Source organism: Candidatus Cloacimonadota bacterium (assembly GCA_012522635.1).
Classification (GTDB): Bacteria; Cloacimonadota; Cloacimonadia; order Cloacimonadales; family Cloacimonadaceae; genus Syntrophosphaera.
The window spans coordinates 1-14,846 of the sequence record JAAYKA010000063.1 but is presented as its reverse complement, the minus strand read 5'-3'; the positions used below and the strand labels follow the sequence as shown (position 1 = coordinate 14,846).

At 49.0% G+C, this 14,846-nt stretch carries 8 protein-coding genes; 5 read left to right on the top strand and 3 right to left on the bottom strand.

Annotated elements, in window-relative coordinates; all coding sequences use genetic code 11:
- The 3 genes from GX135_03635 to GX135_03625 form a co-directional block, all read right to left on the bottom strand.
- A partial coding sequence (locus tag GX135_03635) for a GNAT family N-acetyltransferase (protein NLN85185.1) occupies positions 1-2,988 on the bottom strand: 2,988 nt, incomplete at its 3' end.
- Positions 2,989-3,022: 34 nt separating this feature from the next.
- Positions 3,023-3,778 carry a carbon-nitrogen hydrolase family protein gene (locus tag GX135_03630; GenBank protein ID NLN85184.1) on the bottom strand — a complete coding sequence of 252 codons (756 nt, stop codon included), beginning with the start codon at positions 3,776-3,778 and terminating at the stop codon, positions 3,023-3,025.
- 52 nt (positions 3,779-3,830) lie between these two features.
- Positions 3,831-4,952, bottom strand: a complete 1,122-nt coding sequence (locus tag GX135_03625) for a hypothetical protein (GenBank protein ID NLN85183.1) — start codon at positions 4,950-4,952, stop codon at positions 3,831-3,833.
- A 162-nt stretch (positions 4,953-5,114) separates the two neighbouring features.
- Between GX135_03625 and efp the strand changes: the two genes are divergently transcribed.
- The 5 genes from efp to GX135_03600 all read left to right on the top strand — a co-directional run bounded on the left by efp (position 5,115) and on the right by GX135_03600 (position 14,446).
- Positions 5,115-5,678: an elongation factor P gene (efp, locus tag GX135_03620; GenBank protein ID NLN85182.1), complete on the top strand. Its 564-nt coding sequence runs from the start codon at positions 5,115-5,117 to the stop codon at positions 5,676-5,678.
- A 40-nt stretch (positions 5,679-5,718) separates the two neighbouring features.
- Positions 5,719-5,928, top strand: a complete 210-nt coding sequence (locus GX135_03615; protein NLN85181.1) for a hypothetical protein — start codon at positions 5,719-5,721, stop codon at positions 5,926-5,928.
- A gap of 306 nt (positions 5,929-6,234) precedes the next feature.
- Positions 6,235-9,333, top strand: coding sequence for a M6 family metalloprotease domain-containing protein (locus GX135_03610; protein ID NLN85180.1), 3,099 nt, complete (start codon positions 6,235-6,237; stop codon positions 9,331-9,333).
- Positions 9,334-9,346: 13 nt separating this feature from the next.
- Complete coding sequence (locus GX135_03605) at positions 9,347-10,249, top strand: PorV/PorQ family protein (protein NLN85179.1); 903 nt, start codon at positions 9,347-9,349, stop codon at positions 10,247-10,249.
- A 6-nt stretch (positions 10,250-10,255) separates the two neighbouring features.
- The gene (locus GX135_03600) at positions 10,256-14,446 is read left to right on the top strand and encodes a S8 family serine peptidase (protein NLN85178.1); all 4,191 of its coding nucleotides are present in this window, start codon (positions 10,256-10,258) and stop codon (positions 14,444-14,446) included.
- Positions 14,447-14,846: the final 400 nt, after the last annotated feature.

Here is a 14,846-nt window from a genome sequence, read left to right as displayed (position 1 = left end):
TTGATCGAGGAGTTGGCTGTCGAAGTAGGCGCCCTGACCCATAATATCCGGCAGAGCTTGGAAAAACCGGTAGATCTTTTGCTGGCATAACAGGTGCAGTTTTGTGGCAAGATTTTTTGAGCCGATGATGCTGTGATGGTGTTTTCCGGTGCTGTAGGTGCGTCCTCGTCCAGCCCAAATCTTTTGCCATCCGCCTTTTTCATCCGGAAACGCCAGATAGCAGCCTGAAATATCATGATCCAAGGCACCGTAGTTGTAGAGTTTGAAGGAACTGAACTCTGCTTTGCCATGGCCTTGGACGATCTCGACCTGGATGATCAGAACCGGGAGATCTGCTCTGGTGAGAAAATGCTGTTTCCAGATCATGCCCTTCAGAGGTTCGAAGCTGGTGACTTCGGTTTTGATGGAGATGCCTTCCCAGGGGTTGCCCCAATTGTCCTGCAGCGTGCTGAAATCCGCGGTGTGCTGGTCTTTTTGTAAATCCTTCAAACCGATATTTTGCGGTATGCAATACAAGCCGCCCAAAAAGGGATTGGATGTGCCGCGAGCCTCGAAATTGGGAAAGGCGCTGTCCAGCCATTCATGTTCCTGGTGGACTAAAGAAACCAAGCTTGGCAGGGTGGAATCCTTTGGCGCGGAGATCTTTATGCAGCCGTTGTCCAAAACCAGCATGGGCACGGGTTTGGATTCGTCAACAAAGCGCTTGATCTGATTGCGGGAGTGCAGCACAACCTGCTCACGTTCAAGGGTATATATGGGTTGAGCCAAGTCGCAGGAAAGCTTTTCCATGACCTTTTTGCCGTCTGCAGTCAGATTGAAAATTTGTTCTCTCAAGTTCTCTTCCCGGGAGGGTTCTGCCTTGCCCAAAACATCGCCAGAGCTGTTTTTCAGAATGATTTCACCCGCCAGCGCCGAATCTCGCCACTGTAGCAATTTAGCTTCGTAAGTATCGTCAACACAGGGGTTACCGTTATTTATAATAAGTTCCAGAGTGGGGTGGATGGTTTCGGGCTTCAGATATCGGTTACAAGCCAGAATACGCAGTTGGTTAGGGGTTTTGAACGCATCAATCCAGAGCCTGATCGGTCCGGCGGTTTTGTCTGCTTTTTCGTATAATTCTTTTAAATCGATTTCCCAAGCCAGCCACCAACGATCGAGGCTGAGCTTGTCCTCTGAAGACCAGAGCGCCGCCATAGTTGAATCTTCGGAGCGGGAAAAAAACCAGTTCGAATCCGCATCCAAGGGCGGCATGCTTTCAAGTTCTGCATCAAACTGATCTTTTTCGAGACCGATGATTTTACCGCCACTTTGATATGTGGCATCGGTGCTTTCCAATCCTATGTGCAAGAGGGCTTTAAGCTTACTGTCTGGTGGTAATTTGAGGATTTTCAGGCTGTATTCCAGAAGACCGTCTGGGAAAAGCGTGTAGATGAGGGCAAATTCCAGTCCCGGGTTCTGTTTGCTGACAAATTTCAGTTCCAAGCGGTTAGCTTTGCCCAGCTCTGATACTTCTACCGAAAAGGGTTCCTCGCTTTCGAATTCATCGATGTAGGGCATGCCAATACTGGGCGGTATGAAGTTTATAAAGGCACCTTGATCGGATTGGAAATAAGCCTCGTTGCGAACAGATGTTTGCCAAATAAAAAGAGTGTAGGCTCCGTTCAGGAGTTGGAATTTGCCCGGAATCACAAGCTGGTGTGATGAGCCGCGCATGGGCAGAAAAACCAATGGCTGTATGTTGAAAACTATCTGTTTCCCCTTGTGGGGATAGGCTTTAACTTCAACCTGGGGAGCGTAGATGGAGGCCGCGGAAAGACAGAAATCCAAGGGCAGAAAGCTTTTTTCATGGGCTTCCAGGCGGATTTTGTGGCGGTATTTTTGCAATTCGACTCTTTCATCCTGGGGAAAATTAATCTCGAAATCGCAGGGCACAGGAAAGTTGTTTTCCAGGTTCAAAAACATCCGGCTGGGACGTCCGGGAAGATGAGAAAACATTTCCCTGGAGAGTTTCAGATTCAGGGGATAGTTGATTTTCAAGCCGGTTTTAAGCTCCATGCTGCGACCGTTGATGGTGACCTTGCTGCAAAGACCTGGCAGGGCTTCCCATTCTGAAGCTTCGGCTTCGATGGGATCGATGAAAAAAGTGGTGGAAATCTCACGGAGGTCTTGGATCTCGTCTTCAAAGTCAAGTTCATGCTGCACTTGTGAATCTGAATGGCCTTCCAAACGCAGATGCAAAGGCTTTCCGCTTTGATTGCGAACCTGATAGATGGCTTGGTATTCAATGCCAAAAACTGGTTCGGATTCCGTGATGAGGGTTTGGATTTCAAAATCTTGGGTGGCAAGGCGCACGATGCCTCTGCCGCGCTTTTCCACTGTGACTTCCAGCTTTTTCTCATCCTTTTCCCAAACGTAGTCATAAAACTCAAACCCCTTTTCCAGCCTGCCATCGGGGACGCTTTCCAAGACGCGCTGGAGGTCGTCGTACCAATCAAAATACTCGAACCAGGGTTTCAACATTTCGTTTTTCATCAGCCCGGGCAGAAAATTCATCAGGTGGGTGGTGCCGGATTCCATCTTTTCCCAAAAGAAGCCGCATTTTTTATATAAGGGCATGGCTTTCAGGTTGCCAGGCCAGGTGAAAAGGTCGATGCGGGCATAGCCCAATTCAGCAGCGCGGAGAACGCAGCGCTTAACCAGCTCTTTGCCAATACCCTGCCCGTGACGGGAAGGCAGCACATTCAACATTTCGATGTAAGCCACGCCCCGTTCTTCCTGGTAGTTGCAAAACAACACATATCCGATCACGTCGTCGCCTTCCATTGCCAGCCAGATATTTAGATAGGATGAGTTTTCAATTTCCTTCAGCACCTTGGCTTCGCTGGAATCCCAAAACCTGCCCAGCCAGCCTTCAGAGCTGCGATTCCACATATCCGCAATGGCTTTCGCGTGGCGAGGTTGGTATTCCACATAGTTAATTTGCGTCATCATTCCTCCTTGTGAGAAATTCGGTGAGTTTGGGCTATGGCAGGTCCACAAACAGCAAGCCCGGCGTCATAAGTTCTTTGGATGCAACCGGTTTTCCATCCCTGAGAAACCAGGCTCCACCACAATAGATATATCCATCCTCAATTTTGTCATCAACAAGGTTCACCGCAGCCACCGGGGAACCAATTTTGGCATATTCTGCCTGATACCAGGGAAATTCAAGTTTGTCCCAGTTTTGTTGGATATCCGGGTCGAAAGTATAGGCTCGAGCTATGATGTGCAGTGCAAAATCCGGTTTTTGCGCGGCGATGCTATCAACGAGGCCATCCACAAAAAGGTCGCCACAAATGAGGACGGCGATTTTTCCCCACGGGGTTTGGGCAATGCCAGGGTTTTCACCGCAGCGATAGAAATTTGGGTCCGCGTTCGAGGTTAGCCATCCGGGTGAAATTCTCCTGTAATGAAGGGCGTTTTCACCATCCGGGCCTAAAAGCAGGAAGCTGTCATAAATCAGATTTCCCTCTTTTTCCAAAAAGCCAAAACCCACTCCCATGCTGTGTTTTCGAGCAGAGTTACGCAGGGTTTCAATATGTGCAGAATCAAGCTCCAAGCATCTGGAAATGTCTGATTTATAGTCACCTTCGATGTCGATGCCACCCAAGATTGCTTCGGGAAAAACAACCAAGTCGCATTTTTCCCTGGCGGCAGAATCGATGTCTTCCAGCATCCGCAGGCAGGCGGCATCAAGATTTTCGATTAGATGAAAAACGGAAAGGGCAAGTTTTGTCAAGTTTCCTCCCGGTGACCTGGTGCCGTGTGGGAGTCAGATTTTCGCGACTACCTCACAGCGTTTTTTGGTAGAGTCTGAATTTTTTGTATATAACCGAGCCGGCACGTTCCATTTCACCGCGCATGGATAAATTGTTTTCCATGATGTGGTGGCTGTCGATGATTTTGAAGCCGGCATCAAAGGCTGTTTTCAGTTGTGAATAACCGATGAGGATATCCACTCCGCGGCCACGGTATTCTTTTTTCACGGCGCCCAAGAGGCTGTCCAATTGGATGCTGGTTTTTGAGGCATTGAGAATGTGAGTGAAGCCGAAAGGAAAGAGACGTCCGCGCGCTTTGATGAGTCCGGGCGAGATATTCGGGACGCTAATCATGAATCCGATTAATTCTTTTTCAGGGGTTTCCACGCCTTTGATGAATCTTGGGTCCACCATCATCATAAAACGCTTTGCCAGATGCTCCATATCTCCTTCCGTGAGAGGTGAATAGCCATAAATCTCATCGAAAGATTCGTTCATGAGGTTGAAAACGGGACGGATGTATGGCTTGATTTCACGCTTTGACTTGAACTCTTTGAGTTTGAAGAGCTTGCTGCGGCTGTAGCGTTCGAACATTTTCTCATAGATTGGGGTTTTGGCTTTCGCAATATCCATTTTGTAAACGAACCAATCGAGCTCTTTGCCATAGCCCAGTTTTTCCATGTATTCGTTCATGATGGGTGTGTTTTGATAGCAGGAAATGGTGGGATTTTCATCGTAGCCCATGTAGATGAAGCCTTCGGGGTCTTCCTCAGTGAAGCCCATTGGCCCAACGATTTTTTCCGCTCCACGCTGTTTTCCCCAATCTTCCGCAAAATTCACCAAAGCGCTCACCACTTCAAAATCGTCGATGGCGTCAAAAAAACCAAAGCGGCAGGTTTTGGCTTCGGCATATTCGTTATATTTATGGTTTATGATGGCGGCAACGCGTCCCACACATTTGCCATCCTTCCAAGCCAGTCTGAACTCTGTGTCACAATATTGCAGGGCAGGATTTATTTTGCGATTCAGGACTTCCTTATCGTCATCAAAAAGCGGTGGCACCCAGCCTGGGCGATGTGCGTTAATGCTTTCTGGCAGGAATAAAAAGCGTTTCATATCCTTGGAGTTTTTGATTTCTGTGAGGGTAACTGACATGATACATCCTTTCTTGTTTCAAAGATTTTGGTGTAATTCAAACAAAAAATGTAAGCCCGCCATCCTGTCAAGCTCCACCTTTTTGCATAAAATTTCCTTGCCAAAAAGGCGGGATTGAATTTTATGGCTCAACACAGTTAAAAATGTAAGGAATAACCGATTATGGCAACCATGGCAGACATCCGCAACGGGATGGTTATAGAGTTTAAAGACGACCTCTGGGAGGTGGTGGAATTTTTGCACGTTAAACCGGGCAAAGGTCCAGCCTTCATGCGCAGCAAGCTGAAAAACGTCCGCACGGGCAAGGTTGTGGAAAACACTTGGCGTGAAAGCGACACCTTCAACGAAGTTCGGGTCGAGCGCCGCAAGATGGAATATCTCTATCGCGATGGCGACCTTTTTGTGATGATGGACAGCGAAACTTATGAACAGCTTCCTGTGGATGGCCATGTGGTTGGAGATTTGGAAAAGTTGATGCTGGAAAACATGGAAATCAGCATCCTGTTTGCGCCCAATGAGGAAATTTTGGGAATCGAGCTTCCTGTCACGGTGGTGCAAACCATCGCCGAATGCGAACCAAACGTTAAAGGTAACACAGCTTCCGGTGGAGGAAAAACGGCTTACACCGAAACTGGCCTGCGGTTGACCGTTCCCTTTTTTGTGGAAATGGGAGACAAGGTTAAAATCGATACCCGCAGTGGTGAATACATAGAAAGAGCAAATTAAATAAATAAATTAATCGCCCCGAGCGAAAAAGAGGATTAAAATGGGAAGAGTGAAAAGCTTTGCCGCGAAAACGGCTCACGATGCAGCCACAGAAGGTAAAGTGCATTGCGCTGTTTGCGGCACCGAAATCAAAAAGGTTAAGATTGTGGCAAACCGGAAAAGAGGCGGTGAGGGCTGGACCCCGCGCTATGAATTTGTGAAAATCTGCAAATGCAATGAAGAGGACCTTCTGGCAGGAAAGACTCTGTAACGAAATCAGCGTGGAGTTCAAGGAGCTTGGTCCGGCTTTGCCAATCAGCATAACGGTTCCGCGGCTTTTTGGGCTTCATGTGTGAAGTTGCGTTATGTGGAGATATATTGAAAATCAAACCGGCTTTGAAGCCGGTTTTTTGTGTGGGAGACATAATATTTGGCTGGAGCTCCAGGCTGAGGTGAGCTTTTTTCGTTGACAGGGAACTGCGTGTGGGAATAATTGAACAATGTATGTTAGTTTTGGGCCGCAGCGCGGCTGAATCGGGTTATTTTCTTTACCAATATAATCAGCAGGAGCTAAGTGATGCCCTCAAATTATAAGCGGGCTTTTGGCCTGATAACTGCGCTCTTCGTGGCGGCCTTTCTGGGCGCGATGGTGCCGGCGCATCCCTTGTGTGAACAGCTTCCACCGGGTTTTAAACCAACCAAGGTGGAAAGCTCGCGTCTGGCTTTTCCCGGCTCATGTGACAGCCCCAAAAATTTGCCCAACAACATCCTGGTGCTGCGAGTGCAATTCAGCGATGTGAAATTTGCCGCCACCGCTCAATATCCGGATTTTCTGGTTCATGATGAGGATTTTTTCAACCGCTGGATGCTTCATTTGGGTGATTTTTTCAACGACGCATCCCACGGCGCCTACAATTTGCACTACACCCTGCATCCGGAAGTTTTCACCCTGCCTCAGACCATGGCATATTACGGTGCAGATTCTGAGGATACGACCGATGCCAGGTTGAAGGAATTCTTTCAAACCACGATGCAGATGGCGGATCCGGCTATCGATTTCAGCCGCTTTGGCGGGCTTATCATCTTCCACGCTGGCGCCGGCCAGGAATCCGACATCAATGGTATTCGCAAAGAGGAGATTTGGTCAACATTTCTCACCCGCGCGCGCTTGCAATATTGGTTTGATGAAGATAACGATGACTATCAAGGTTATCCCGCTGATGGGATACATCTTACAAATATTGTGATTGTCCCTGAACACGAATTTCAGGACTATTTTCCCGGAGAGGGTGAAGACAACGCCGATGTATATCTCTTCAGCATGTATGGCGTGCTTTGCCACCAGTTTGGCCACATTTTGGGATTGCCCTCGCTTTTTGACAACGATTCCAGCAACGGAGCCTCGCAAGGCATTGGAAATTGGGGGCTTATGGGAACAGGAATTTGGAATGCCAGCGGTTATGTTCCCGCCCAGGTGAGCGCCTGGAGCAGGGTTTTTCTGGGTTGGGAAAATCCGATTGTGGTGAGTTCTGACGCTGAAAACCTTCCGATTGAACACTTTCTGAATCATACCATGGTGGAAAACCGTGTTTACAAAATCCCTATTTCGGACGCTGAATATTTCCTGATTGAAAACCGCCAGCAGAACCCTGATGGCAGCGTTGATCCCTATAATGGATTGCCGAGCTACACTTTCGCGCTGCTTCCGGATGGGGAACAGGATTACTATGAAAACTATCCCGAGCTGCCTTTCTTTAATTTCATGAAAAATCGCTACAAGGGCAGCGAGTGGGATTTCATGCTGCCAGGCTTGGGCGGGCCAATCCCCATTGGCTTGAACGTGCCTATTGATGGAAGCGGTCTGCTGATCTGGCACATCGACGAAAATATTATCGCCCAAAACTTTACGACGAATTTTGACCTGAATACAATCAATGCCGACGCCAGCCACAAAGGTGTGGATCTGGAAGAAGCAGATGGAATCCAGCATCTGGACACTGCCGCTGCTGATCAGTATAAATATGGCGGACCTTTCGACAGTTTCCGCGCCGGCAACAACAACTATTTTGGCCAGCTAATCCACAATGGCTTGCTTTCTCTGCCAACCGCTGAGAGTTATTATGGTGGCATTCCGTTGGAAATATATGATATCAGCGCAAGCGGCAACACGATGAGCTTTTCCGTGCGTTTTGGCTGGAGTCTTTCCACAGGATATGGCGGCCCAAACCCCATCAATGCTTGTGCGGTGGATTTTGACGGTGATGGCAAACTTGAATTGGTCTATCCTCAGCCGGATGGTCAGATTCACATCTGGAAAGATGAGCAGCCTCTGCCGGGATTTCCCATTTCACGCATGCCGATGGAGCATCCATACGTTTGGACTGGCAGTGAATTCTATTTTCCCATGCAGGTGGGAACCACCGCCCGGCTGTTTAGATTGGATAACGATGGCGGCGAATATCTGCCCAATTTTGCGGGAAAAACCTGGGCTACCCATCCTGTTTCAACTGGAGAATCGCTTTTCATGGCTTTCAACGACAGTTCCAACGGAAATGGGAGCCTGCATAAATACGATCTGCATTCCAAGCAACTTCAAGAGATAACAACTTTTGAAGGCCCCATAGCCACAAACATGGCATGGCTGGACAACAGTCTTTTCGTTCCCTGGCGTCAGGATGAGCTGTTTTATGTTTCGGAGTTCAAAGACGGATTTTCAGACCGTTTGCTGGCAGTGCCGGCGGATTCCACTCTTGTGGGAATCTTTGCCGCTCCGTTTAATCCTCAAACGGATTCTGGCGAACCCGATTTAATCGTGCAATGCCTCAATTCCATCTATGTGTTCGACTCTGAAAACCAAATCCTGCCTGGTTTTCCCTACGTTCACGATATGAATACAACTGCTCCGCTCACCATCGCGGATTGGGATCAGAACGGGACTTTGGATCTGCTGATTTCCTCAGACCGCGGCGTGGCTGTAATCGATTATGCCGGCTCTTTGGTTAGTCCAGCCCCTCTGGCTCTGGCCGCCACGGATTCTTTGGCTTTCAATGCCGGAGTTTTGGTCGCGGACATCGATCACGACGGCAAGAATGAGGTTTTGGGAGCTTTTTCCCACAATCGGCTCATGTGTTGGGAAGACAGTTTCCGCTCCAAGCCCGGTTTTCCCGTGTCGTTTGGAAAACGTAGCCGCAACCTGCCCATCATTGCTGAAGGTTCTGACGGTCAAATTTATGTTTGGCTGGCTTGTGACGATGGAACCGTGCATCGCCAGGTTTTGCCAGACGTCGATTTGAACGACCTCAAACCCGGCTGGGACGCTGAATATGGAAACCTGCAACGCACTGCCAGCCGAGGTTTGGCAGGGCTTACAAACCAATATGAAACCGCGGAGCTCTTCGTTCCCGGCGAATTGTATATCTTTCCAAACCCTCTCAAATCCATCTACGATCAAAAACTTACCCTGAACGTGATGACCAGCCGGGACGCCCAGTTGGAAGTGAGGATTTTCGATATTAAAGGAAACCTGATCCACAGCCAAAATGGACAGGCCAAAGCATATTTGCGCAACCGCGACCTGATTGGCATCCCAGCCGAAAAGCTGGGCAGCGGGGTTTATATCACAGTGGTTTCTGATGGCAAGCAATCACGCAGCATCAAATTCGCGGTGGAAAAATAAGGAAGCAAACACGATGAAAAACAGAATTTTAAGCATGATACTAATCTTGGCGGCAAGCGCTCTTTTTGCCGGGATTCCCTCCAACGCTGGTCAATATGGATACCAGTTTTTGGACATCGGTGGCGATCCAGTTTCCCTGGCCCTGGCTGGCAGAGGCATCAGCGCTGGAACTGAATTAACCGCGTTTTTACGCCAGCCGGCGGCTTCAGTTTCTACTGCCCATCAGGCTTTGGGCGCGGTTCACACACGCTGGTTGGAAGACACTGCCGCAAACAGTGTCTTCTATTCCTATTCCAACCGCAAGTCCCACTTTGGCATGGCGTTGCGCACGCTGGATTATGGCCAACTTGAAATCCGGGACGACAACGGACTCCTGATCGGTGAATATTCTCCTCTCGATATCGACCTGCTGGGAAACTATGCCGTCAGGGTCACACCTTCAATCTATGCCGGTATCAATGCCGGTTTGGTCTATGAAAAGCTCAACACCGATTCCAGTTATGGCCTGCACAGCGATTTGGGGTTCACCTGGCTCACGCCGCTGAAAAACACCCAATTCAGCCTGGCTGTGCGCAATCTTGGCTTTTCATCCGCCATGAACGAAGAACGCACCCTGTTTCCAATTGGCTTTGAAATGGACCTCAGTAAAAGCTTTGAGATGGGCGAACATGCCCTGAATATGGAACTGAGCGGAACCAAAGCCATCGATGAAAATTGGAAAGGCGCGGTGAGCGCTGAATTTGACCTCTATGGTCTCGCTTTCGTGAGGGCTGGCTACAAAATTAACCATGATGCCGAAAACTTGACCGCCGGCCTGGGTGTCCGCTGGAAAAACATCGGGCTGGACTATGGTTGGGCTGCTTTTTCCCACAACCTGAACGATGTACACACCCTCGGCCTCAGCTATCGATTTTAAGAATCCATGAAAAAACCACATCTGCTCGCTCTACTCGCTTTTTTGGCGCTGACCCTGGCTTTGTCTGCCCAGAATGTCACTCCCAAACAGGTGATTGTAAAATCGCAATGGCCGCTCAGCATCAAATCCGATCGCAGCGGCCTCACGGAATTTGATTCCTGGCTCGACAGGCATGGAGCTTTTTACCTCAGACCAATCAAGGGAATGCACCAGCCGCGTTATTATCTGGTAAATCTGGATGAAGAACCGGATTGGGACACCCTACATGAAGGAAAGCTCAGTTTTCCCGGCATCGAATATGTGCAGCCAAACTATCTCTCGGAATTGCACTTGCATCCCAATGACCCGCTCTATGGCTCACAGTTCCACGAAATGGTATCCAACCCCCAGGCTTGGAATTACACCACCGGCAGTTCACAAGTGATTGTTGGCGTCATCGACTCCGGCTGTCTCATAAATCATCCCGATCTGCAGGCAAACATTTATATCAACCCAGGCGAAGACCCCGCTTTGGGACTGCATAACAATGGTATCGACGATGATGGAAATGGATACATCGACGATTGGTGTGGCTGGGACTTTGTGGACGCGCCTGAGATGGCGGATGTGGCTGTGGGAGACTATTTGGATCAGGATAACGACGTGGAGGACGAGAACTTCCACGGAACTCACGTTGCCGGCATCATCGGCGCTGTGGGCAACAACGCTGTGGGCATCACCGGAGTTTGTTGGAATGTAAAAATAATGCCCATTCGTGCTGGTTTTCGCACCACCACGGGACAGGGCTATCTGCAGGATGACGACGCTGCGGCTGCCATCGTTTACGCTGCCGACAACGGCTGTCATGTGATTAACCTCAGTTGGGGAGACCCGAACTATTCACCCATCATTGCCGACGCCTGTGATTATGCCTATTCAAAAGGCGTAACCATTGTGGCATCAGCCGGTAACGATCCCGGTCCGATACTCAGTTATCCAGCCAAGCTCTCAAACGTGATTTCTGTTGGCGCCGTGAACCGAAACCGCACTTTGGCGGGTTTTTCCAGCTATGGCCCCGATCTCGATATCGTCGCGCCCGGAGAAATGGTTCTCAGCACCTATAAAATGAATGTTGGCGAACAGTATTTTGAACAGAGCGGAACCTCGATGTCTTCGCCCTTCGTGGCTGGCGCCGCGGCTCTGCTTTTATCCCTGCATCCTGGTCTCAGTCCGGATGAAGTGCGCTCACGCCTGCTTACTTCCACGGATGATCTTGGCGCCGCGGGGTTCGATATGTACTACGGACATGGTCTTCTGAACACCCGCAGGCTTTTGGAAAACGTGAACGCGCCTCTGATTTACGTGGATGAACCTTTCGACCACAGCGGGGTGACCCAAAGTTTTGATATCATGGGCACCATCGTGGGAGATGATTTTTTCCGCTACAGCGTGATGTACAGCAATAAGCAGGTACCCTCCATTTTGGATTGGTTCGATGTTCAAACCCATCAAAACTACCCCTTCCACTATTATCAACCAGTAGAAAACGGCCTTTTGGCACATTTTCACATCCCGGAAGCTTTTCCCGAAGGGGAATACACAATCCGCTTGCAGTATGAAAACACCTCAGGCCAGAAATTCAATTTTTTCCGCAGCGTGATTTACGACAGCAGCCCGCCTGTGTTGGTACAGCCTTCTTTGTCGGGCTTCAGCCGTTATGACGGGCCAAATCTGCGGTTCTACGTTTCCGCAGCCTTTGACGAGTTGGTGCGAACCGAACTCATCATCAAAGATTCGGCGGGATTTTCTCACAGTGTTTACGGTGCGGTTTTGGATAGTATCCACGTTTGGGCCGTGCCGCCGCACCTGCCTCAGGGTCCTGTCAGCATCAGAATCAAAGCCACAAACCCCGGAAATCTGAGCTATCTTTCCCCCGAATTTGAGAATTTTCTGAATATCCAATATGAAGCGGTGTCGAATCATGGCTACAGTTGGACCGAAATTGGCCAGGCACGCGTTCCACTCAATTATATGTACGACTATGATGGAGACGGAATCAAGGAATATGTGGCAATGGATTTGCCCAAAACCGGCTACGGAGAAGTGTTTGTTTACCAACCGAGCCCCGCGGGACATATATTGAAACATTCTTTCAATGAAAGTTTTTGGCTTCTGGGAGGCGGGGATACCAACGGACTGGGTCAGGAACTGCTTCTCCTGAAAGGGGATACCGCAATTTTGATGGATAGCCAGACCATCAGCAATTATCCAAATATCGAACTCTGGGAAGAGCCTTCCATCACGGGTGGAACGATTGTGGATTATTCCGGCGACGGTATTGACGACATTTTGCTGGTGAAAATCCTGCCGGCAGAGCGTGTGATCCAAGCTTACAAACGCTCCGGAAACACCTTCGTGCCCAAAAACACCTTGCGCAACACCAGCGCCACTGATTTTTACAACACCTTTGTGCCCACCATCATTGTAAGAAATTTCGATGGAGACAATTACAAAGATATTCTGACCGCCGATACCGACGGCGACATCATGATTTTCGAGATTCGAAACGACAACGTGGACGAACTGGTCTGGAGCCACAGATTGCCAGTGGGAAATACTTACAGCCTTGCCGCGGGTGATTTTGACGGCAATGGACGCCAGGATTTCTTTGTGGGCGGATACCACACCGATAGTGTTGACCCAAACCGCAGTTTTTGGTATTTTGAGGGCTTCAAGAGCGTTTCGAACAACAATTATGCCAGCATGGGCTCCATAATGTTCAACGAAGTGACCTCACAAAGCGCCATTTTGGCTCACGATTTGGATGGTGACGGAAAAGACGAACTTATTTTGGCAATTGCCCCCAACCTCTACATCCTGAAATATATAGATGGCAAATTCAAGCCGGTTTTTTATGGTCAAAGCTACCGCAACTACAGCTTGCTGGCGTACAAGGACGAGAACAACCGCCCCTATTTTTTAACCAACTATGAAGTTGCTCCAGATTCGGTGGTTTGCGTGGAGTGGACCACTGAAGAGCCTCACACCGGACCGCCCACACCCGCCAATTTCATTGCCCAGTCCGAAAACGAAAGCAGAGTGCGCCTATCCTGGATTGCCAATGGCGCGGATTCCTATCGTCTCTACCGCCGGAAAGGTGATTCCAACCCTGAAATTCTGGTGGAAATTCCTGACCAAGTGTGGTTGGATGAAGGCCTTGAGGAAGGCGCCACCTATTCTTATGCTGTTACCGCCATCAATTCCAACTATTCTCCTCCAGAAAGTATTCCCAGTGTCTGGCAAACTGTAACTCCATATCCGATTCCCAGGGTTTTGGAAGCCCGCATGATTAGCTCGAACATGGTGAAAGTCATGTATGATCAGCGGATGAGTGGAGACGCGCTGAACCCGAGCCTCTACACTGTGGATCACGGAGTGGGACAGCCCAGCTCGGTAAACAGCATTGCCACCCAATGTGGGGTGCTTCTGCATTTCAGCCCGAATCTGCCCCCCATTTCGGAAAAATTCAACCTCAATATCCGCGATTTAAACAGCGCTCAGGGGGTTGGCTTTTCCTCGCTCACCGTTTCCTTTGATTGGGAGGAGGATCTCATCCCGCCAAAAGTTCAGGAAGTGACGGTTTTGGACGATAAACAAACGATTCGCGTTCTCTTCAGCGAAGAAATCGCCGCCATAAATCCCCGCCCCCAGATGCTGGAAAATTATATTTTAAACAACCATTCCAACGACCCCGACAACTTTATCCATAGTGTTGTCCACGAAGAAGATGCCATCCTGATACGTATGGGTGAAAAGCTTAAAACAGGCTCCGCTGCCTATGAAATTAAAATCAAAAACTTGCGCGACCTGGCGGGAAACATCATCTCAGCCCAGGGGAACATCGCTCGTTTTTATCTGACCAACCACGATGACCTGAAACACCTTCTGGCATATCCAAATCCAGTCACTTCCGGCTCCACGCAATGCAACATCATCAATTTTCCCGCCGGAAAGGAAGGACAGATAAGGATTTACGACAGCTCGGGAAGCTTGGTGAAATCCGCCGCCATCGGTCCCTTCGATCCTGTGGTGAACAACCTCACCTGGAGTTGGGACTTAAAAAACAACGAAGGCAAAAAAGTGGCTACCGGCATCTATTTCTATGTGGTTCACATGGGTAAGAAAACCGGAAGGGGAAAAATAGCGATTATAAAATAGTTTCCAAACTGGGATTTTAAAAAGAAACCCTTCACTATATTTGGACGAGTCTCGCGGCACGAACAGTCAAAGCCCTAAGCCTTTGTGTGGCTTAAGGTTACCTTATAAAACATAAGGAATACCAAGGGCGGCAAGCAAGGAAGCAGCAAATTATTCTCATAACCCATAGTGTGCAAAGAGTTTACAAATCAGCTCAGTTTTGTGAGTTTGTGAACAATCTTGGAGAGGAGGATTTGGTTTTATAAATGGCACGTTCGCTGCTTCGCTCCTGCCTCTGACTCAATATCCTCTCCAATGTCACTGCTGAGCATCCCGATTCTTTTACGGGTTGATCACGAGGCATGTTCAAATGACTCTTGGGCTGGGAAAAAGAGCGGGGCAAGAGAGCGCTCTTTTCAGG

Bases quoted from the DNA above. Each gene is read 5' to 3' on its own strand.
- GX135_03625 (NLN85183.1), bottom strand. From the start codon at position 4,952: ATGTCAGTTACCCTCACAGAAATCAAAAACTCCAAGGATATGAAACGC.
- efp (NLN85182.1), top strand. From the start codon at position 5,115: ATGGCAACCATGGCAGACATCCGCAACGGGATGGTTATAGAGTTTAAA.
- GX135_03615 (NLN85181.1), top strand. From the start codon at position 5,719: ATGGGAAGAGTGAAAAGCTTTGCCGCGAAAACGGCTCACGATGCAGCC.
- GX135_03610 (NLN85180.1), top strand. From the start codon at position 6,235: ATGCCCTCAAATTATAAGCGGGCTTTTGGCCTGATAACTGCGCTCTTC.
- GX135_03605 (NLN85179.1), top strand. From the start codon at position 9,347: ATGAAAAACAGAATTTTAAGCATGATACTAATCTTGGCGGCAAGCGCT.
- GX135_03600 (NLN85178.1), top strand. From the start codon at position 10,256: ATGAAAAAACCACATCTGCTCGCTCTACTCGCTTTTTTGGCGCTGACC.